This is a genomic window from Pseudomonas sp. St29, assembly GCF_001547915.1.
Classification (GTDB): domain Bacteria; phylum Pseudomonadota; class Gammaproteobacteria; order Pseudomonadales; family Pseudomonadaceae; genus Aquipseudomonas.
Genome location: NZ_AP014628.1, coordinates 4835266 through 4854140, shown reverse-complemented (window position 1 = coordinate 4854140; position 18875 = coordinate 4835266). Strand labels below are relative to the sequence as shown.

17 protein-coding genes and 2 pseudogenes are annotated in these 18875 nt (G+C 58.3%); 14 read left to right on the top strand and 5 right to left on the bottom strand.

Annotation, left to right across the window (positions count from 1 at the left end; all coding sequences use genetic code 11):
• Positions 1 to 85 precede the first annotated feature (85 nt).
• A complete protein-coding gene (locus PST29_RS31230; RefSeq protein ID WP_082729284.1) occupies positions 86 to 1264 on the top strand; it encodes a DegT/DnrJ/EryC1/StrS family aminotransferase in 1179 nt (392 codons plus the stop codon).
• Positions 1265 to 1968: 704 nt separating this feature from the next.
• On the opposite strand, the pseudogene PST29_RS31950 reads toward PST29_RS31230, so the two are convergent.
• A pseudogene (locus PST29_RS31950) lies at positions 1969 to 2330 on the bottom strand (DDE-type integrase/transposase/recombinase); the annotation flags it as partial.
• Between the two features lie 76 nt (positions 2331 to 2406).
• On the opposite strand from PST29_RS31950, the gene PST29_RS31225 reads away from it, so the two are divergent.
• Genes PST29_RS31225 through PST29_RS32840 form a run of 4 tightly spaced genes read left to right on the top strand, consistent with a single transcriptional unit; the run spans position 2407 to position 3561 of the window.
• Positions 2407 to 2589, top strand: coding sequence for a transposase (locus PST29_RS31225; RefSeq protein WP_082729205.1), 183 nt, complete (start codon positions 2407 to 2409; stop codon positions 2587 to 2589).
• A 54-nt stretch (positions 2590 to 2643) separates the two neighbouring features.
• A complete protein-coding gene (locus PST29_RS31220) occupies positions 2644 to 3102 on the top strand; it encodes an IS3 family transposase (RefSeq protein WP_082729204.1) in 459 nt (152 codons plus the stop codon).
• Positions 3103 to 3321, top strand: a complete 219-nt coding sequence (locus PST29_RS32845) for a DDE-type integrase/transposase/recombinase (RefSeq protein ID WP_082729203.1) — start codon at positions 3103 to 3105, stop codon at positions 3319 to 3321.
• Between the two features lie 9 nt (positions 3322 to 3330).
• A complete protein-coding gene (locus PST29_RS32840) occupies positions 3331 to 3561 on the top strand; it encodes an IS3 family transposase (protein WP_159426277.1) in 231 nt (76 codons plus the stop codon).
• A 98-nt stretch (positions 3562 to 3659) separates the two neighbouring features.
• On the opposite strand, the pseudogene PST29_RS31945 reads toward PST29_RS32840, so the two are convergent.
• A pseudogene (locus PST29_RS31945) lies at positions 3660 to 4325 on the bottom strand (transposase); the annotation flags it as partial.
• Positions 4326 to 4644: 319 nt separating this feature from the next.
• Between PST29_RS31945 and PST29_RS21330 the strand changes: the two are divergent.
• The gene (locus PST29_RS21330) at positions 4645 to 6639 is read left to right on the top strand and encodes a polysaccharide biosynthesis protein (RefSeq protein ID WP_060845165.1); all 1995 of its coding nucleotides are present in this window, start codon (positions 4645 to 4647) and stop codon (positions 6637 to 6639) included.
• 111 nt (positions 6640 to 6750) lie between these two features.
• Complete coding sequence (locus PST29_RS21325; RefSeq protein WP_060840447.1) at positions 6751 to 7080, top strand: ComEA family DNA-binding protein; 330 nt, start codon at positions 6751 to 6753, stop codon at positions 7078 to 7080.
• Between the two features lie 167 nt (positions 7081 to 7247).
• On the opposite strand, the gene PST29_RS21320 is transcribed toward PST29_RS21325, so the two are convergent.
• Positions 7248 to 7808: a TetR/AcrR family transcriptional regulator gene (locus PST29_RS21320; RefSeq protein ID WP_060844298.1), complete on the bottom strand. Its 561-nt coding sequence runs from the start codon at positions 7806 to 7808 to the stop codon at positions 7248 to 7250.
• Positions 7809 to 7996: 188 nt separating this feature from the next.
• Between PST29_RS21320 and PST29_RS21315 the strand changes: the two genes are divergently transcribed.
• Positions 7997 to 8650, top strand: coding sequence for a GntR family transcriptional regulator (locus tag PST29_RS21315; RefSeq protein ID WP_060844297.1), 654 nt, complete (start codon positions 7997 to 7999; stop codon positions 8648 to 8650).
• A gap of 15 nt (positions 8651 to 8665) precedes the next feature.
• Complete coding sequence (locus tag PST29_RS21310; protein WP_060844296.1) at positions 8666 to 9517, top strand: urea carboxylase-associated family protein; 852 nt, start codon at positions 8666 to 8668, stop codon at positions 9515 to 9517.
• Between the two features lie 43 nt (positions 9518 to 9560).
• On the opposite strand, the gene PST29_RS31195 is transcribed toward PST29_RS21310, so the two are convergent.
• Both PST29_RS31195 and eat read right to left on the bottom strand, forming a co-directional pair.
• Entirely contained in the window at positions 9561 to 9728 is a 168-nt protein-coding gene (locus PST29_RS31195) for a DUF2897 family protein (protein ID WP_082729282.1), read from the bottom strand.
• Positions 9729 to 9859: 131 nt separating this feature from the next.
• Entirely contained in the window at positions 9860 to 11224 is a 1365-nt protein-coding gene (eat, locus tag PST29_RS21305; RefSeq protein ID WP_060844295.1) for an ethanolamine permease, read from the bottom strand.
• A gap of 332 nt (positions 11225 to 11556) precedes the next feature.
• Between eat and kdpF the strand changes: the two genes are divergently transcribed.
• From kdpF to PST29_RS21280, 5 genes are all read left to right on the top strand, one after another.
• Positions 11557 to 11646 (top strand): K(+)-transporting ATPase subunit F, encoded by a 90-nt coding sequence (gene kdpF / locus PST29_RS21300; RefSeq protein ID WP_016964080.1) that lies wholly within the window; start codon positions 11557 to 11559, stop codon positions 11644 to 11646.
• 11 nt (positions 11647 to 11657) lie between these two features.
• Positions 11658 to 13352 carry a potassium-transporting ATPase subunit KdpA gene (gene kdpA, locus PST29_RS21295; RefSeq protein WP_060840442.1) on the top strand — a complete coding sequence of 565 codons (1695 nt, stop codon included), beginning with the start codon at positions 11658 to 11660 and terminating at the stop codon, positions 13350 to 13352.
• Positions 13353 to 13362: 10 nt separating this feature from the next.
• The gene (gene kdpB, locus PST29_RS21290; protein ID WP_060844294.1) at positions 13363 to 15447 is read left to right on the top strand and encodes a potassium-transporting ATPase subunit KdpB; all 2085 of its coding nucleotides are present in this window, start codon (positions 13363 to 13365) and stop codon (positions 15445 to 15447) included.
• Positions 15448 to 15541: 94 nt separating this feature from the next.
• Positions 15542 to 16087, top strand: coding sequence for a potassium-transporting ATPase subunit KdpC (gene kdpC, locus PST29_RS21285; protein ID WP_060844293.1), 546 nt, complete (start codon positions 15542 to 15544; stop codon positions 16085 to 16087).
• 68 nt (positions 16088 to 16155) lie between these two features.
• Positions 16156 to 18807, top strand: coding sequence for a sensor histidine kinase (locus tag PST29_RS21280; protein WP_060840439.1), 2652 nt, complete (start codon positions 16156 to 16158; stop codon positions 18805 to 18807).
• Positions 18808 to 18875: the final 68 nt, after the last annotated feature.

Here is an 18875-nt window from a genome sequence, read left to right as displayed (position 1 = left end):
TGCCTTCCGTTGCGTGGAAGCATTGTTGCATTGAGCAAATTATTAAACTTTCCTTGATGATTTTTTGATTAATAGGAGTCGGATTGTGTTGAACTCTCCTTTTTCCCCTTGGCCTTCTTTTTCTGAAGAAGAGGCTGCTGCAGTGCGCGAAGTAATTCTTTCCAATAAGGTTAATTACTGGACTGGCCAAGAGTGTCGTGAGTTTGAGAAAGAGTTTGCAGCGTGGAGTGGAGCTACGTACGCTATCGCTTTGGCCAATGGCACTGTTGCTCTTGATCTCGCATTTCAGGCATTGGGCATCAGTGCAGGGGATGAAGTTATTGTGACTCCTCGAACATTCCTTGCATCAGTCTCATGCATCGTCAATGCAGGTGCGGTACCTGTGTTTGCCGATGTGGATCCTGACTCACAGAATATTACTGCGCAGACGATTGCCGCTGTGTTAACACCGCGTACCCGGGCTATTGTTTGTGTTCATCTTGCAGGTTGGCCTTGCGACATGGATCCGATAATGGCTCTTGCTATGAATCATGATTTAAAGGTCATCGAAGACTGTGCTCAGGCTCATGGCGCAAAGTATAAGGGGCGTTCGGTAGGCTCAATTGGTCATATTGGTGCTTGGTCGTTCTGTCAAGACAAAATTATGACCACTGGTGGTGAGGGCGGAATGGTCACGACAAACGACCGTGATTTGTGGTTGAGTATGTGGGCTTACAAGGATCATGGGAAAAGTTGGGAGGCTATTTATGAGAGAGAGCACGCCCCGGGTTTTCGTTGGGTGCATGACAGCTTTGGTACTAACTGGCGGATGATGGAAGTTCAAGGGGTATTGGGGCGCATTCAGTTGCAACGAATAGAGCGGTGGTGTGAAGCTCGTTCGATCAATGCTCGTAGGATCTGGGCAACCGCTGACCAGTGTCCAGGCTTACGAGTTCCTACTTTTCCAGTAGATTGCGTGCATGCGGCTTACAAATGCTATGTATTCCTAGAGCCTCAGGCATTGAAGATTGATTGGACTCGAGATCGTATTCTTAATGAAATTGTGGCGAGGGGAGTTCCTTGTTTTTCAGGGTCGTGCTCTGAAGTCTATCTAGAGAAGGCATTTGATAATACTCAGTGGCGCCCCATGAAGCGGCTTCCGGTTGCTCGACAGTTGGGAGAGACGAGCTTGATGTTTATGGTGCATCCGACGCTGACATCTTTGGAAATTGACAAGACTTGTCAAGTGTTGATCGATGTTATGCGAGAGGCACTAGCTTTTTGATTTTTGATGTTCTTTGGGAGAAGCTTCTTCGCTTGCTAAAGCTCTTAATTAGAAATGGATTGAAAAGAGAAACTATCGATACCTTGTTTTTAGATTTCGACTATTAGTTGATATTCAGTAGCTTGGAGTTGAGTTTTGTATTGCCTAATTTTAAGAGGGGAGAAGTCTCTTAATTTGGACTTTTAGTGCGGCTGGCAGCTATAATAAGAGCTCTAGTTGATGTTGTCTTATTTGATTGCTTTTTGATTTTTTTATGGTGGAGATGTTTAATCTAAGCTTCTAGTTTTTATTCTATTTTAGAAAGTGTGTCGGCTTGTTGTATTTTGGGGGTGGCCTCAAAAGAGGCATATTATAATTGAAGGTTTTTACTTGTTCTTTTGGTTTCTTGTCAGGTGTTTTTATTAAATTGACTTGTGGTTTTTAGACTGTTTTCTGAGGCGTTATTTATTTTTTATTTCTAAATTTTATCCTGCCTCAAACATTGCCTGGCGGATGAGTCGCCGTTGCGATTGTTCTTTTTGAACATTGCCCGCCTTGCTCTGGTCTATGTTCTGTACCTGTTCGCTGTTGAGTGTTTTGTCTTTTTTTAGCAGCGTGATGGTAATCTTCTCGTACAGCGGTTTACAATATCTTCGTTTTGATATAAGTTTTTACTTTGAAATAGCTCTGATGCGTGTTTGGAGCTTTCTATTTGGCATGGGTTTTCAATTTATAAAATTATGGGGGCACGGCCGAATCCAATTGTACCGTTCATCAGGTAATGACTGATGTCGTGGCGCGCCTCTTGAGTCGTCATGTGGCCTACGGTCGGTATCCATTCAGTTTTCAAGCTGCGAAACGCGCGCTCCATCGGCGCATTATCCCAACAGTTTCCACGACGGCTCATGCTTTGACGCATACGGTAACGCTAGAGCCGTTGGCGAAACGGGCGACTGCCATATTGCGAGCTCTGATCCGAGTGAAACAGCAGTCCTTAAGGCCTGCCACGCTGTTCGTAACCCATGCCCAACGCCCTTATGAGTAGGTCCGCATCCAGCTTGTTTGACAGCGCCCAACTCATAATTCGGCATGCGTAGAGTGGTCTGTCCCGTGCTAAGTGGACACTGACTTAAGGTGGATAATCTCCACCGCAAGGAGTGTTCATGACCCAGACTAGACGACGTTTTCCCGAATCCTTCAAACGCGAGGTGGCAGACCAGGTGCTTGCCGGTACGCCGCTTCGTCATGTAGCCGAGACGCTGGGCATCTCTGAAAGCCTGTTGGGCAAATGGAAGCGCCAGTATGAGCAGCAAGGTGACGATGCCTTTCCGGGCAACGGCAAGTAGCGGGGCGAGAACGCGGAGCTTCGTCGCTTACGTCAGCAGTTGCCGCAGGTCACCATGGAACGCGATGCATTAAAAAGGCACTCGCATCTTCTCGCAGCCCACGAAGTGAAGCTTCGTGCCATTGAGGCGTTGGCCGGTCGCTATCCCGTAGCACCGATGTGCCGGCTGCTGCAGGTATCCCGCAGCGGTTTCTATGCCTGGCAGCAGCGGCTTCCCTCGGCGAGAGAGATGGCGAATTGGCGTCTGAGCAAGGAGATCCGCAGCATCCACCACGAGGTGAAGGGGATCTATGGCCATCGCCGAATCAAGGCAGAGTTGGCGGCCATGGGGCATGCGTGTGGCCGACGCCGAGTCGCTCGACGGATGCGCGAAGCCGGCCTGCGTGTTCGTTCGCGCAAGCGTTGGCGACTGGTTTCCAGCAGTCGTCATGCTCTGCCGATTGCCCCGAATCACCCGGATCGCCAGTTCGCCTCGGATCGCGCCAATCGGCACTGGGTCTCGGACATGACCTAAGTGCGAACGGCCCGAGGATGGCTGTATCTGGCCGTCGTGCTTGATCTCTATTCACGCGCTGTCGTCGATTGGGCGATGCACTACCGGATGCAGCTGGCCCTAGTGCATGCTGCTCTGGAGATGATTGTTGTACGCAGACAGTCGAAAGAACAAGTGTTGCTGCACTCGGATCGTGGCAGCCAATACTGCGCGTACGATTACCAGGCCTTGCTTCGGTGACATCGAATCGTGCCCAGCCATTCACGTCCTGGGAACTGCTGGGACAACGCCGCGATGGAGAGTTTCTTCCGTTCGCTGAAGGCTGATCGGGTGTACCTGACTCGCTACGGCAGCTACCAGGAGGCAAAAACCGACCTGTTCGACTACATCCGCTTTTACAATCACCGCCGTCGCCACTCGACGTTGGGCTATCTCAGTCCAATGGAGTTTGAGCTGCGAAATGCGAGCAGTAGCTCTTAATTGCCTGTCCATCAGGTCCGGGACAGGCCAGAGATTCAAATAACCGCCAGCTAATGCCATTTCCCTTGAGTCCAGATGTAGGTGATATCGCCACACTAGACTTGATTCTGTGCCGGAACATCAAACTCTCGATTCAAGATGTTCGGAATATTCGGTCGCTCCACCGTCGCTTGTTTGTAGGTATGTGATCTGGGTTTTTTGCTAACCAACTCCAGTTCCCGCATCAGTCCGTGCGCCTTGAACCACCCGATTTGCTCACTGTCTTCCTGCATCATCGACACGATGCTGCGGCTACCGGCGGCGCTTCGACTTTGCGTAAACAGTTCGTTGACCCGACTGCGCGACCGAAGCAGCCCAACGTTCGGAGTTCGGCGCCTGAGGCGGAGGGAGTAGTAACACGAGCAAAGACTGTGTAAAACCAATCGACCGGCTCTTGGGGGGGGGCAGTTGATCAATCAGCGTGTGCGCTCGTGCTCTTCCGACATCAAGAGCGCGACAGCCTTTTTTAAAATGGATTTTCCCCATTCAAGGCGAGCGATCCGAGCTTCCAATTCCTGGATTTTCTGCTATTCAGGCGTCAGCGCCTTACTCTGCGGAGTAACGCCCTTACGCTCCTGCTGGAGTTGGTTAACCCTGCGACGCAATGCGGACTCGACCAGTCCAAGCGAGCGGCTGACTTCAACATGGCTATAGCCTTGATCGAGCACGAGGTCTGCGGCCTCGCGCTTGAATTCAGTGGGAAAGGAGCGGCGTTGCTTGCTCATCAGGCACCTCCATCTGGCGAGCATTCTCGCCTAAATGGGTATCCCGTTTCATTAGACCACAGCAGTGAAGTTGGTAGCGCTCGCTATCAAAATGCTTAGCTATTATCTGTAGCTTTATCGATAGTAGTATTTCCGCTTGGTGGTTTCGTGTGCCTTTTCCAGGCATAGTTACCTCTGATTATTCTGGTCGTCAAATTCCACGCAGGAGAGTCTGAAGGGGAGGGGGCGGAAATTTTTTAAGCTAGGATTTTCTAGGTGGCATAGTATGCTCTTCGACGTCAAAATATCAGGAGCCTCTTGAGTGGACGAAGAAGTGGTTATGTATAGGTTACGTGAAATTTTGTTAGGGCTTCCTAGGCGAAAGAAGCGACTGATTCAGGTATCTACTGATGTCGTGGTCCTTTGGGCTGCGTTGTGGCTTGCCTTTGTCGTGAGGTTGGGAATAGATGAGATGGTCAACCCTTTGATCTACCATTTTTGGCTGTTTCTAGCAGCGCCAGTGGTTGCTATTCCCTTGTTCGTTCGTTTTGGAATGTATCGGGCAGTCATGCGTTATTTTGGTAATGACGCGTTGGTCGCAATTGTCAAGGCGGTCACGCTTTCGTCGTTGCTGTTGGGAATTTTGGTGTATTGGTACAGTAACCACCAGCACGTTGTGCCTCGCTCAATCATCTTTAACTATTGGTGGCTCAGTATGATCATGATTGGCGGACTACGCCTTGCCATGCGTCAGTATTTTTTAGGTGATTGGTTTTCTGCTTCTCGGCATGTACTCTTTACTAACCGGGAAGACGGTCTTCTGCGAGTTGCAGTGTACGGAGCTGGTTCTGCGGGTAACCAACTGGTTGCTGCGCTGCGTATGGGACGTGTGATGCGTCCAGTAGCTTTCATTGATGATGATTTGAGCATCGCCGATAGGGTCATTTCCGGTCTGCAGGTCTACAAGCCCAAGTCTATCCAGCGTATGATTGATATAACTGGGGCTCAGGAAATACTATTGGCGATCCCGTCAGCTAGTCGTGGTCGTCGCCGTGAAATTCTCAGCTTCCTTGAAGGCTTCCCTCTTCATGTTCGAAGCGTTCCCGGTTTTATGGATTTGGCAAGTGGCCGGGTCAAGGTCGATGATATCCAAGAAGTCGACATTGCTGATTTGCTTGGGCGTGACGCGATTCCCGCTCAAAGCGAATTGCTAGAGCGCTGTGTTAAGGACCTGAGTGTTTTGGTTACTGGGGCTGGTGGCTCCATAGGTTCTGAGTTATGCCGGCAGATTCTGTCGCTACAGCCTATTGTGCTGATCCTTTTTGATCACAGTGAATTCAATCTTTATAGTATTCTTTCTGAGCTGGAACAGCGAGTCAATCGTGAATCTTTGTCGGTTAAGATATTACCGATTTTAGGGTCTGTGCGTAATTCTGAAAAGCTATTAAATATCATAAAAACTTGGAAGGTCGATACTGTTTATCATGCTGCAGCGTACAAGCATGTTCCGTTGGTTGAGCATAATATTTCCGAGGGAATAATAAATAATGTCGTAGGTACATTAAACACTGCTCAAGCTGCACTTGAGGGGGGGGTTGCAAACTTTGTATTGATATCGACGGATAAGGCAGTACGCCCGACCAATGTGATGGGTAGTACCAAACGTTTAGCCGAGTTAACTTTGCAAGCGCTCAGTCATGAGCGTGCTCCTGTATTGTTTGGTGATAATTTTAATTTATCGAAAGTTAATAAAACTCGATTCACAATGGTTCGCTTTGGTAATGTGTTGGGTTCATCAGGTTCTGTAATTCCATTGTTCCATCAGCAAATAAAAATTGGCGGTCCGATAACGGTTACTCACCCAAAAATCACTCGTTACTTTATGACTATTCCTGAAGCTGCTCAACTGGTCATCCAGGCAGGCTCTATGGGGCTGGGGGGGGATGTATTCGTCCTGGATATGGGCGAGCCGGTAAAAATCGTTGAATTAGCAGAAAAAATGGTTCATCTCTCAGGGTTGAGTATTCGCTCGGAAAAGAATCCGCATGGTGATATCTCTATCGAGTTCACGGGGCTACGTCCTGGTGAGAAGCTTTACGAAGAGTTGCTAATTGGTGATAATGTGGCAACTACTCGTCATCCGATGATCATGAGTGCAACTGAGGATTACATACCTTGGGAAATGTTAAAAGTCAAACTTTCTGACCTCCTTGCGGCACTCGAATCTAGTGATTATGTACGAGTTCGCCAGCTCCTTCGTGATACTGTCAACGGCTACTCTCCAGATACTGAAATTGTCGATTGGATTTACCAGCAACGTCAGTTTGAGCCTTAAGGCTACATAACTGGTAACCCTCTTGCTTTTGACTTGCCTCCCGCATCACCTAGGTTTGGAAGGCAGCTTCGGAAAAGCTGCTTTCCTTACTCGATGTCATGGAGCGTCATTATGCAAAACTCGTATTTCCTCTCTCTGATCTTTGCCTTCCTGGCCAGTCTTTCGCTTACCACTCAAGCGGCGCCTCTTGTCAACGCGCCGGCCAGCTCTCCCGAAATCGTGGAGCTGGCAACCGCTCAAAGTGGCAAGGTCAATATCAATACCGCTGACCAGGCCTTACTGCAGCGCGAGCTCTTCGGTATTGGCGAGGCCAAGGCCAAGGCGATTGTTGCTTATCGTGAAGAGAATGGCCCTTTTGCTTCGGTGGATGAGCTGTTGGAGGTCAAGGGGATTGGCAAGACCATCCTGGAGCGCAATCGGGACAAGCTCGAGGTCAATTGATTTGATTCTGTAATCACCAGAGGCCGGACCTCCACCGGCCTCTGGCACGTCTGAGGGCTTCTGGCTCGCAAGTGAATCTGCGGCGAAGTCATGGATGGTTTTAGCGACTCAGGGATGCCAGATCGCAAGCGTTCACTGCCTTCGAGCGTTGTCTGGAGCGGGCGGTGTTACTTAAGCTCCCGCTCCTTCAGGCCATTGGCGACAACATCCAGAATCCGCTCGCCCAATTCAGCGTTTTCCACGCTGCGCGAGAGCATCAGCGCACCCACCAGGGTCGACATGATCATCAGGCTGCGCTGCGCTTTGTTATCGCCTTCCAGGGTGTCTTCCAGTTGCGCGAGCCTGGTGTTCAGTACTGCATCGGTGATGGGGCTGGGTTGGCCACGTTGGCCGAGCTCCGCGCTCATGGTCGGTAGCGGGCAGCCCAGATGGGGGGAAGTCCGGTGCCATTCGGACAGGTAGTTGTCGATAAACGCCTGTAGCGGCTGCGCTTGTGCGAACAAGGTGGCGCAATGGGCATCCAGGTCTTGGGCCGCTGAGCTTAGTGCTTCCTCTACCAGCTCATCCTTGGATTTGAAGTGGGAGTAGAAACCGCCATGGGTCAAGCCCAGGGCCTTCATCAGGGGTTGCAACCCCGTTGCGCCTATTCCATCACGGCGAAAGCGTTCCGAAGCTTCTTTGATAATGCGTTGGTGAGTCTGGGCTTTATGGTCTGCTGAATAACGCATTTGAGAAACCTCCACATCTAGAGCGCCATTTTAACCAAGGATGGTCAGATCACGCCGCACCTTCTTGTAGGCTTTATCTGTAGGTACAGCGTTCTGACAGGTATTGCTGCTCGGAGTCTCAGGGAGGTTTGGCACGATAATTGTTCGCTGATTGATCAAAAGTTGTTGAACAATCCAGAGGCGCCTCCATGAGCAACGGTTTATCCCTGGCGGACCAGATCACCGTGGAACTGCGTGCAGACATCATCGGCGGTCGCTTGCTGCCTGACATGCCGCTGGTGGAAAGCGAGCTGGTCAACAGTTACAACGCCTCTCGCAACACCATTCGTGAAGCACTGCACCGTTTGGGTCAGGAGGGCCTGGCCCTTTATGTCCGGCATAAGGGCGTGGTGGTTCGCCGTCTCGGTCATGACGACATACGGGACCTGTTTCGGGTACGCCGCACTCTCGAGTTGCAGGCGATCGCCGGCGCCCGCCCTCTGTGTGAGCTGCAGTCCGAGCGCATGCTTGATGCCATCGAAGCGGCCGAGCTGGCCCGGGAACGTGAAGACTGGCGCGCCGTCGGTACCCATGGTTTACGCTTCCATCAGCATGTGGTGGGGTTGCTGGATTCGCCGCTGTTCGATGAGTTCTTCACCAATGTGGTCGCACAGTTGCGCCTGGTGTTTTGCAACGCGCCAGACGAAGCGCAGTTTCAGGCCCCCTGGTTGATGCGTGACCGGATCATTTACCAGTGCTTGGCAGAGGGGGACAGAACCTCCGCCGGCGAGGCCATGGAGACGTATCTGGACGACTCCGAGCGCTTGTTGTTGAGCATGTTCAGCCAATCCTTACGTCACTGAGCGAGGGCGATACCCATGTACAAAGACTATCCAGCGGCTTACCAGGTCAGTAAAGGTTCGGCGCTGCAGGTGGACACGGCGTTCTATGAACGTATTCGCGACAGCCGTGAGCAGCGTACGCTGGTCGAGCAATTTGAGGTGCCGATCCGCACTGGACGTGCCTGGAAGGTTCCCGCCGGACATGTGTTTCGCGTCACCACTCCGGCAGGGCCGCAGGTGGGCGATTTCAACGTCTGGAATGCCAACGACCCGCGGGAAAGGTTATGGGCGGCCCGGACCCGGCAATTGCAAGGGGCTCACGTCAGTACCCACGATCGACTCTGGTCAAACCTGCCTTTTCTTAGGCCCCTGGTCACCATCACCGATGACAGCCTGGCGAATTACGGCATTGATGAGCACGGCGGTCGCCTTCACGACCTGTTGGGTACCCGTTGTGATCCCTATGTCAACCGTATGCTCACCGGCGAGGACTTCCACCACCACTGTCACTCCAACCTGACCCGGGCGGTGCTGCCCCACGGGCTGACCGAGTTTGACGTGCACGATGTCTTGAACATCTTCCAGTGCACCGGCCTGAATCACGACGACATGTACTTCATGAAGGCCTGTCCGGCACAGAAGGGCGATTATCTGGAGTTCTTTGCCGAGATCGACTTGCTGTGTGCGTTGTCGACCTGCCCGGGCGGTGATCTGTCGCTACCGATGTGGGGCCCGGATGCCCAGGATCCCTTGAGCGTATGCCGGCCGCTGGGGGTCGAGATCTATCGTCTCGACGAAACCCTGCTCGAAGGCTGGAGCCAGCCGCAGCGCGCGGCCTACAAAGGATTGCACGGCTTGCATATCGCCAAGGCCGAATGGGAACAGTAGGGCACGAAATAGCCCCTTCATCCGTCGGTGAAGGGGCTGGGGATCAACGATCTCGTGCTTCCTTGGCATCCATTTCCGCGTTGCGTTGCGCCACGCGTTTACGCTGCTCATCGGTCAACTCCACCTTGTTGGCGGTGTCGCGCAGCAGCATCAAGCCGCCGACGATCGAACCGATAGCAACCACCAGGATCAACCAGGCATACCAGGGCATAGGACTCTCCTTGAACGGCAGTTCCCGAGGACGAAGGTTCGTCCTCGGTACGGCCTGTAATGCTTTGAGTTAAAGCACTGCGCAGGGGTTCCATTGTATGCCCGATTGCCCTGGCCAGTGGCGATCGATGCTTACAGCCCGGTGAGCATGGCATCCGCCGGCGCATTGGCCCGCAGTTGTGCGGTGAGTTGGAAGTAGATGAAGCCCAGCACCATGAAAGCCAGGAAGATCAGGCCGATCAGGGCGTTGAACCAGGCCATGGCAACCAGGCACACCACGGCCAGGACCAGGGCGACCCCCGGAATCAGCGGATAGCCAGGAGCACGAAAGCTGCGTGGCAGGTTCGGTTCGGCCCGGCGCAGTTTGAACAGGCTGAGCATGCTCATGATGTACATCACGATGGCGCCGAACACGGCCATGGTGATCATCGCTGCGGTGAGGGTCATGCCGCCCAGGTTGATCAGGCCGTCGCTGTAGATCGCGGCGATGCCGATCAGGCCGCCGGCGATGATTGCTCGGTGCGGTGTTTGAAAGCGCGACAGCCTGGCCAGGGAAGCGGGCAGGTAACCGGCCCGGGCCAGGGCGAAGAACTGCCGCGAATAGCCGAGGATGATCCCGTGAAAACTGGCGACCAGTCCGAACAGACCGATCCACACCAGCATGTGCAGCCAGCCGGAACTGTCGCCGACCACCGCCTTCATTGCCTGGGGCAAAGGATCGTTGATGTTCGACAGGGTGCGCCAGTCGCCCACGCCGCCGGCGAAGAACATGACACCCATGGCCAGCAGCACCAGGGTCAGAATGCCGCTGATATAGGCCTTGGGAATGGTGCGCTTGGGATCCTTGGCTTCCTCGGCGGCCATGGCGGCGCCCTCGATGGCCAGGAAGAACCAGATGGCGAAGGGAATCGCGGCGAACATCCCGGCGATCGCCGGAGCGCCGAAGGTGTCGGCCCCGGCCCAGCCATTGAGGGCAAAGTTGCTGAAGCTGAAGGCCGGGGCCACCACCCCCATGAAGACCAGGAGTTCCGCCACCGCCAACACACAGACCACCAGCTCGAAGGTGGCCGCCAGTTTCACCCCGAGAATGTTCAGGCCCATGAAGACGATGTAAGCGCCCACCGCAGCGTGCTTGGGGTCCAGCGCCGGAAACTGCACATTCAGATAGGCCCCAATCGCCAGGGCGATGGCCGGTGGGGCGAAGACGAATTCGATCAGTGTGGCCAATCCGGCGATCAAGCCGCCTTTCTCGCCGAAGGCGCGACGGCTGTAGGCAAACGGGCCTCCCGCATGGGGAATGGCGGTGGTCAGCTCGGTGAAACTGAATATAAAGCAGGTATACATGGTTGCGACCAGTAAGGAGGTCAGCAAAAAGCCCAGGGTCCCGGCGACCCCCCAGCCATAGCTCCAGCCGAAATACTCTCCGGAAATCACCAGGCCAACCGCGATTCCCCATAAATGCAGCGTGCCCAAGGTGGGTTTGAGTTGTGTGTTCATCGGTGGCTCCCTGAACGGTTGACAGTGCTCGGGACAGGCCGCTGCAGCAGCCGTGCCAGCCCAGCAACCCGCGTCGTAAAGCCGGGAAAGCTGTCGTATCGAGGATATTTCCCGCTTTTTCGCCGCTGATTCCCTTCCACCCGCGCTGTCCTCGCGCTTCTTTTTGGGGCATGTCCGCTGTTGGCCTCTCAGGCCCGTCCTGCCACCGTGCGCGGCAACCCAGTCTTTACGCTTTCTTTATGGGCTGCCCACCCCGTCGATCTCGTTCCTTTACAGGGACCCTGCGGACAATGACGGCATTCGCGGCAATCGCCGTACCTCGGAGACATTCCATGAACATTCTGGACGCGGTGTCGCTGCTGCTGGCAGTGGGCCTGTTCGTTTATCTACTGGTTGCGCTGTTGCGCGCGGACCGGAACTAGGAGCTGCGGTTATGCACAGTTATGACTATTGGCTGATCCTGGCCTTTTTCGCCCTGGTGCTGTTGCCGGCGCCCTGGCTGGGACGTTTCTACTACCGGGTCATGGAAGGTCAGCGTACCTGGCTGACGCCGCTACTGGGGCCGGTGGAGCGTGTCTGTTACCGGGTTTCCGGGGTCGATCCGCAGGTGGAGCAGAGCTGGCAGAAATACGCCCTGGCCCTGCTGGCGTTCAACTTTGCCGGCTTTGTCCTGCTGTTCGCCATCCTGCTGTTCCAGGATCACTTGCCGCTCAACCCGCAGCATCTTCCTGGGCAGGAATGGACCCTGGCGTTCAACACGGCGGTCAGTTTCATGACCAATACCAACTGGCAGTCCTACAGCGGTGAAGCCTCCCTGAGCTACCTCAGTCAGATGGTGGGCCTGACCGTGCAGAACTTCGTCAGTGCGGCCACCGGCCTGGCGGTGCTGGTTGCCCTGTGCCGCGGCATCGGCCGGCGTTCGGTTCGCACCCTGGGCAATTTCTGGGTCGACATGACCCGCGCGACCCTTTATGGCCTGCTGCCCCTGTGCCTGCTGCTGGCCCTGTTCCTGGTCTGGCAGGGCGTGCCCCAGACCTTTGCCCATTACGTGGACGCCCTGACCCTGCAAGGCAACGAGCAGGTGATCCCCCTGGGCCCGGCAGCCAGCCAGATCGCTATCAAGCAGCTGGGCACCAACGGCGGTGGCTTCTTCGGCGTCAATTCGGCGCATCCCTTCGAGAACCCCACCGCCTGGAGCAACCTGCTGGAACTGGTGTCGATCATCCTGATTCCGGTGGCCCTGGTGTTTACCTTCGGCCATTACGTCAAGGACCTGCGCCAGAGCCGCGCCATCATCGCCTGCATGTTCGCCCTGTTCCTGATCGGCGGCGCCACCTCGCTGTGGGCCGAATATCAGCCCAACCCGGCGTTGCAGAACGCTGCGGTAGAACAGACCGCCCCTCTGGAAGGCAAGGAGGCACGCTTCGGCACCACTGCCACGGTGCTCTGGTCGGTGACCACCACCGCCGCCTCCAATGGCTCGGTAAACGGCATGCATGACAGCCTCAACCCGCTCAGTGGCATGGTGGCGCTGATCAACATGATGGTCGGCGAAGTGATCTTCGGCGGCGTGGGGGCTGGTCTCTACGGCATGCTGCTGAACGTGCTGATTGCGGTGTTCCTGGCTGGATTGATGATCGGCCGCACCCCGGAATACCTGGGCAAGAAGCTTCAGGCCAAGGAAGTGCAACTGCTGGTGGTGACCCTGATGGTGATGCCGATTGGTGTCCTGGTCCTGGGCGCCCTGGCCGCCAGCCTGCCGGGCCCGGCCGCTGCCATAAGCAACCCGGGGCCCCACGGCTTCAGCCAGTTGCTGTACGCCTACACCTCGGCCAGCGCCAACAACGGTTCGGCATTTGGCGGCTTCAGCGCCAATACCCCGTTCCACAACCTGATGCTGGGCCTGGGCATGCTGATCGGGCGTTTCGGCTACATCCTGCCGGTGCTGGCCCTGGCCGGCAGCCTGGGCTTGAAGAAAACCGCGCCCATCGGCCTGAACAGTTTCCCCACCCATGGCCCGTTGTTCGTGGCCTTGCTGACCGTGACCATTTTGCTGGTGGGGGGCCTGACCTTCCTGCCGACCCTGGCGCTGGGCCCTATCGCCGAACACCTGAGCATGGGCTTCTGAGGACCTGATGATGAATATGCATGTTCCTGCCTCAAACAAGGCTGCCGATGCGCCCGCCAAGACCAAGCCGGCCAAGGCCGAAGCGTCGGGCACCGCGATCTCGGCCCTGTGGCGTCCGGCGCTGATCCAGGCCTTCGTCAAGCTCGATCCGCGCCAGTTGCAGCGCTCGCCGGTGATGCTGGTGGTGGAGTTGACGGCGCTCCTGACCAGCGTGCTGTGTTTCGTGCCGGACGCCGCGGTGCCGACTTTCGTCGCTGCCCAAATTGCCCTGTGGCTGTGGTTCACGGTGCTGTTTGCCAACTTCGCCGAAGCCCTGGCCGAAGGTCGGGGCAAGGCTCGCGCCGACAGCCTCAAGGCCGGTAGCGAGGGCTTGAGCGCTCGGCGCCGGAGCGCCGATGGCGGCTATCAGCTGGTGCCGGCGACCCAACTGCGCAAAGGCGATGTGGTTCGAGTCGAAGCCGGGGAAATGATCCCCGGGGACGGCGAGGTGATCGAGGGCATCGCCGCGGTCAACGAGGCGGCGATTACTGGTGAGTCGGCGCCGGTGATCCGCGAATCCGGTGGGGATCGTTCGGCGGTGACCGGCAATACCCGGTTGGTTTCCGACTGGCTGCTGGTGCGCATCACCAGCAACCCCGGAGAGTCGACCCTGGATCGCATGATTGCCCTGGTGGAGGGCGCCAAGCGGCAGAAGACCCCCAATGAAGTGGCCCTGGACATCTTGCTGATCGGCTTGACCCTGATTTTCCTGCTGGTGGTAGTGACCCTGCAGCCGTTCGCCCACTTCGCCAATGGCAGCCTGCCGCTGGTGTTCCTGGTGGCGTTGCTGGTGACCCTGATCCCCACCACCATTGGCGGCCTTCTGTCGGCGATCGGGATCGCCGGGATGGATCGACTGGTGCGCCTGAACGTGATCGCCAAATCCGGTCGTGCGGTGGAAGCGGCAGGGGACGTGCACGTGCTGTTGCTGGACAAGACCGGCACCATCACCTTCGGCAACCGTCGTTGCAGCGCCATCCACCCGGCTCCCGGGATCAACGCTCGGGAACTGGCGGAGGCGGCCTTGCTGGCCTCCCTGGCGGATGACACCGCCGAAGGCAAATCCATCGTCGAGTACCTGCGCGAACTTTATCCACAGCCCGAGCCGGCCAGCGATGTGTTGACCGCCGTGCCGTTCAGTGCGGAAACCCGCCTTTCCGGCGTCGATTACCAGGGGCGGATCTATCGCAAGGGCGCGGTGGATTCGGTACTGAGTTTCGTCGGCCTGGAGCGCCGCGACCTGGCCCCGGCCCTGTCCCGGGAGATCGACAAGATCGCCCAGAGCGGCGGCACGCCGCTGCTGGTCTGTGGCGAAGGCCGGATGCTCGGCGCCATTCACCTCAAGGACGTGGTCAAGCCCGGTATCCGCGAGCGTTTCGCCGAGTTGCGCAAGCTGGGGATCCGCACCGTCATGGTCACCGGCGACAACCCGCTGACCGCCGCCGCCATCGCGGCGGAGGCCGGGGTCGATGATGTGCTGGCCGAGGCCACGCCGGAAAAGAAACTGGCGCGCATCCGTCATGAGCAGAACGACGGGCGTCTGGTGGCCATGTGCGGCGACGGCGCCAACGACGCCCCGGCACTGGCCCAGGCCGATGTCGGCATGGCGATGAACGACGGCACCCAGGCGGCCCGCGAGGCGGCCAACATGGTCGACCTGGACAGCGATCCGACCAAGCTGCTGGACGTGGTGCAGATCGGCAAGGAGCTGCTGGTGACCCGTGGCGCCCTGACCACCTTTTCCATTGCCAACGACGTGGCCAAGTACTTCGCCATCCTGCCGGCGTTGTTCGCGGCGATTTATCCACAGCTGGGCGTGCTCAACATCATGCAACTGACCAGCCCGCAGAGCGCGATCCTTTCGGCGATCGTGTTCAACGCCCTGATCATCGTGGTGCTGATCCCCCTGGCGCTGCGTGGCGTGCGGGTCCAGGCGGCCAGCGCCGCTCACCTGCTGCGGCGCAACCTGCTGGTCTATGGCGTGGGCGGGATAGTGGTGCCCTTTGTCGGGATCAAGCTGATCGACATGCTGCTGACCGCGCTGCACCTGGTGTAGCCCGCCGCTGGCCGGCGCAGGACGCAGCAAGGTTTGCGACCTGATCGCCGGCAGCCGGCTCCTGCACGTGACCGAATGAATCGAGGAATGAGAAATGACTAGCGTATTGCGTCCGGCCTTGAGCCTGATGGTGTTGATGACCCTGATCACCGGTGTGGCTTATCCGCTGGTGGTCACTGGAGTGGCCCAGGTCGCGTTTGCGGACCAGGCCAACGGCAGCCTGGTGCGAGATGCCGAGGGCAAGGTGCGGGGCTCGGCCCTGATTGCCCAGGATTTTGTCGGCGATGCCTGGTTCCATCCGCGCCCTTCGGCGGGGGCCTTTGCCACGGTATCCAGCTCTGCCAGCAACCTGGCGCCGAGCAACCCGGCCCTGGCCACCCGGGTGATCGACGATGCCCGCAAGCTCCAGGTTGCGGGTCAGGGCCCGGTGCCCCTGGCCCTGCTCACCACCTCGGGCAGCGGCCTTGATCCGCACTTGCCACCCGAGGCAATTGACTATCAACTGGCGCGGGTCGCGGCGGCGCGCAATCTGCCGGCGGACCAGCTGCGGGCCCTGGTGGCGGCACATACCCAGCGGCCCCTGGTGGGGCCACCGGTGGTCAATGTGCTGACCCTGAATCAAGCCCTGGACCAGTTGTAAGCGCTGGCGCCGGTGGCGGCAGCTAGAGTGCCTGGTGAATAGAATGTTTCGTTGCAGAGAGATACCCCATGAGTGATTCCGGTCGCGCCGATGCGCTGCTCGCTGAACTGCCCCGTGACGGTCGTGGCCGGCTCAAGGTCTTTCTCGGTGCCGCTCCCGGCGTCGGCAAGACCTACGCCATGCTCCAGGCTGCCCACACGCAACTGCGCCAAGGGGTCAAGGTGCTCGCCGGGGTGGTGGAAACCCACGGACGCGCCGAGACCGAGGCGCTGCTGGCCGGTTTGCCGCAGCAGCCCCTGGTGCGTTCGGAATACCGCGGGGTGATGCTCGAGGAAATGGACCTGGACGGCCTGCTCAAGGCCAAGCCCAAGCTGGTGCTGGTGGATGAGCTGGCCCACAGCAATGCCCCCGGCAGTCGGCACGCCAAGCGCTGGCAGGATATTCAGGAACTGCTGGCGGCCGGCATCGACGTGTTCACCACGGTCAATGTCCAGCACCTGGAAAGCCTGAATGATCAGGTCCGCGGCATCACCGGGGTCCAGGTGCGTGAAACCCTGCCCGACTGGGTGCTGCAGGAAGCCTATGAACTGCTGCTGGTTGACCTGCCGCCACGAGAGCTGCTGGAGCGCCTGCGGGACGGCAAGGTCTATGTGCCGGAGCAGGCGCGGGCGGCCATCGATGCGTTCTTTACCCAGACCAATCTCACCGCCTTGCGCGAGTTGGCGATGCAGACCGCCGCGGCCCAGGTGGATAACGACCTGGCCCTGGGCTACCGCCAGCTCGGCCAGGCGGCGCCGGCGGTGCGGGGGCGTTTGCTGGTGGGCATTGACGGCGATGCCCAGGCCGAGCGCCTGGTGCGCCATGCCAGTCGCGTGGCCCAGCGTCGGCACCTGCCCTGGAGCCTGGTGCATGTGGACAATGGCCGGCTGCAGGACGAGCAATCGCGCCTGCGGTTGCAGGCGGCGCAGCAACTGGCTGAGCGCCTGGGCGGGGAGGTGGTGCTGCTGCGCGCCGGCGAGGTGGCCAAGACCTTGATCCAGCACGCCGCCGAACGCCGTGCCAGTTTGCTGCTGGTGGGGCAGTCCAGTCGTCGCTGGCGTCGGCGCTGGTTTGGCGGCGGCCTGGCGGCGCGGCTGTTGCGCAACGCCGAGGGCCTGGAGATCAATGTCCTGGACACCGATCCTCTGCCGCATCAGCCGGGCTTGCGCAGCCAGCATTCCCTGCAGTGGTTCGACTATGGCCTGGCGCTGTTGGCCACCGTTCTGGCCAGTGCCCTGGCCTGGGGGGTGGCCAGTGTCCTGCCGCTGCCGAACATCTCGCTGGTGTTTCTCGCCGCGGTGTTGCTGGTGGCGGTGCGCAGCAGCCTGGGGCCGGCCCTGGCCTGCGCCGCGCTGTCGTTTTTGGCCTATGACTTTCTGTTTATCCCGCCCAGTTTCTCGTTTGCCATCCAACGTGAAGAGGATGTGCTGACCCTGTTGTTCTTCCTGCTCATGGCGGCGCTCACCGGCAACCTGGCGGCGCGCCAGCGGCGGCAGCTGCAGGCGTTGCGTGAAACCCAGGAGGAAACCGGCGAGTTGCTCGATCTGTCGCGCAAGCTCACGGCCGCTACCGATCGGCAGGCGGTGATCAGCGCCGCAGCCCAGCACCTGCACGGTCGCGATGAATTGCGCATCTGCCTGCTCAATCGCGACGGGCAGGGCGGCTGGAAAGTCGAGACCGGCGGTTCGCTGCAGTTTTCCGAGGCCGAGCGGGCCGCGGCGGACTGGGCCTGGCAGCATGATCAACCGGCGGGCCTGGGCACCGGGACCCTGCCATTCGGACGCTGGTGGTGGTGGCCGCTCTCGGTGGACGACGGTCCCCTGGGGCTGTTGGGCGTGTGCCCCAGGGAAGGCGAGGAGTTCAGCGGTCAGCGCCGGCGCCTGCTCACGGCCCTCAGCCAGCCCCTGGCCCAGGCCCTGGCCCGGGCGCGTCTTGCCGAGGACCTGGAGGCGGCGCGCCTGCACGGCGAAACCGAACAGTTGCGCAGTGCCTTGCTGGCCTCGGTGTCTCACGACCTGCGCACGCCGCTGACGTCGATGCGCGGCAGTATCGACAGCCTGCTGGCCCTGGGGGAGGCGATCCCCCTGGAAGATCGGCGCGAATTGCTCGAAGGGACGCGGGATGAAGCCGAGCGCCTGGATCGCTATATCCAGAACCTGCTGGACATGACCCGGCTTGGGCATGGTGCGTTGAAGCTGGCCCGGGACTGGGTGGCGCCGGGGGACATAGTCGGCAGTGCCCTCAACCGTCTACGGGTGGTGCTGGCGCCGTTGCGGGTGAGCACCGAGCTGCCGCCGGACCTGCCGCTGCTCTATGTCCATGCGGCCCTGATCGAGCAGGCGCTGGTCAATGTCCTGGAAAACGCCGCACGCTTCTCGCCGCCCCAAGGGCGTTTGCAGCTGAAAGTCAGTGCCGGTGAGGGGGAGTTGAGCTTTGCCGTCAGCGACGAGGGACCGGGGATTCCCGAGGAGGAGCGGGCGAAGATCTTCGACATGTTCTACACCTCCGCCCGCGGCGACCGTGGCGGGCAGGGCACGGGCCTGGGGCTGGCGATCTGTCAGGGCATGGTCGGCGCCCATGGCGGGCATATCAGCGTCGCCGAAGGCATCGACGGCCAGGGCACTTGCATCACCTTGCACCTGCCGCTGCAAACCCAGCCGGAGCTGGAGAACGACCTGTGACAAGCCGTGATCCGCAACACTGCCAGCGCGCACGAAGGCCATTTGGATGTGGCCCGGCGTGCGCTACT

Excerpts from the sequence above, each read along its gene's own strand:
- PST29_RS31220 (WP_082729204.1), top strand. The coding sequence starts at position 2,644 with ATGGAACGCGATGCATTAAAAAGGCACTCGCATCTTCTCGCAGCCCAC.
- eat (WP_060844295.1), bottom strand. The coding sequence starts at position 11,224 with ATGAACACACAACTCAAACCCACCTTGGGCACGCTGCATTTATGGGGA.
- PST29_RS21280 (WP_060840439.1), top strand. The coding sequence starts at position 16,156 with ATGAGTGATTCCGGTCGCGCCGATGCGCTGCTCGCTGAACTGCCCCGT.
- PST29_RS21325 (WP_060840447.1), top strand. The coding sequence starts at position 6,751 with ATGCAAAACTCGTATTTCCTCTCTCTGATCTTTGCCTTCCTGGCCAGT.
- kdpA (WP_060840442.1), top strand. The coding sequence starts at position 11,658 with ATGCACAGTTATGACTATTGGCTGATCCTGGCCTTTTTCGCCCTGGTG.
- kdpB (WP_060844294.1), top strand. The coding sequence starts at position 13,363 with ATGAATATGCATGTTCCTGCCTCAAACAAGGCTGCCGATGCGCCCGCC.
- PST29_RS31225 (WP_082729205.1), top strand. The coding sequence starts at position 2,407 with ATGACCCAGACTAGACGACGTTTTCCCGAATCCTTCAAACGCGAGGTG.
- PST29_RS21330 (WP_060845165.1), top strand. The coding sequence starts at position 4,645 with ATGTATAGGTTACGTGAAATTTTGTTAGGGCTTCCTAGGCGAAAGAAG.
- kdpC (WP_060844293.1), top strand. The coding sequence starts at position 15,542 with ATGACTAGCGTATTGCGTCCGGCCTTGAGCCTGATGGTGTTGATGACC.
- kdpF (WP_016964080.1), top strand. The coding sequence starts at position 11,557 with ATGAACATTCTGGACGCGGTGTCGCTGCTGCTGGCAGTGGGCCTGTTC.
- PST29_RS21320 (WP_060844298.1), bottom strand. The coding sequence starts at position 7,808 with ATGCGTTATTCAGCAGACCATAAAGCCCAGACTCACCAACGCATTATC.
- PST29_RS31195 (WP_082729282.1), bottom strand. The coding sequence starts at position 9,728 with ATGCCCTGGTATGCCTGGTTGATCCTGGTGGTTGCTATCGGTTCGATC.
- PST29_RS21315 (WP_060844297.1), top strand. The coding sequence starts at position 7,997 with ATGAGCAACGGTTTATCCCTGGCGGACCAGATCACCGTGGAACTGCGT.
- PST29_RS21310 (WP_060844296.1), top strand. The coding sequence starts at position 8,666 with ATGTACAAAGACTATCCAGCGGCTTACCAGGTCAGTAAAGGTTCGGCG.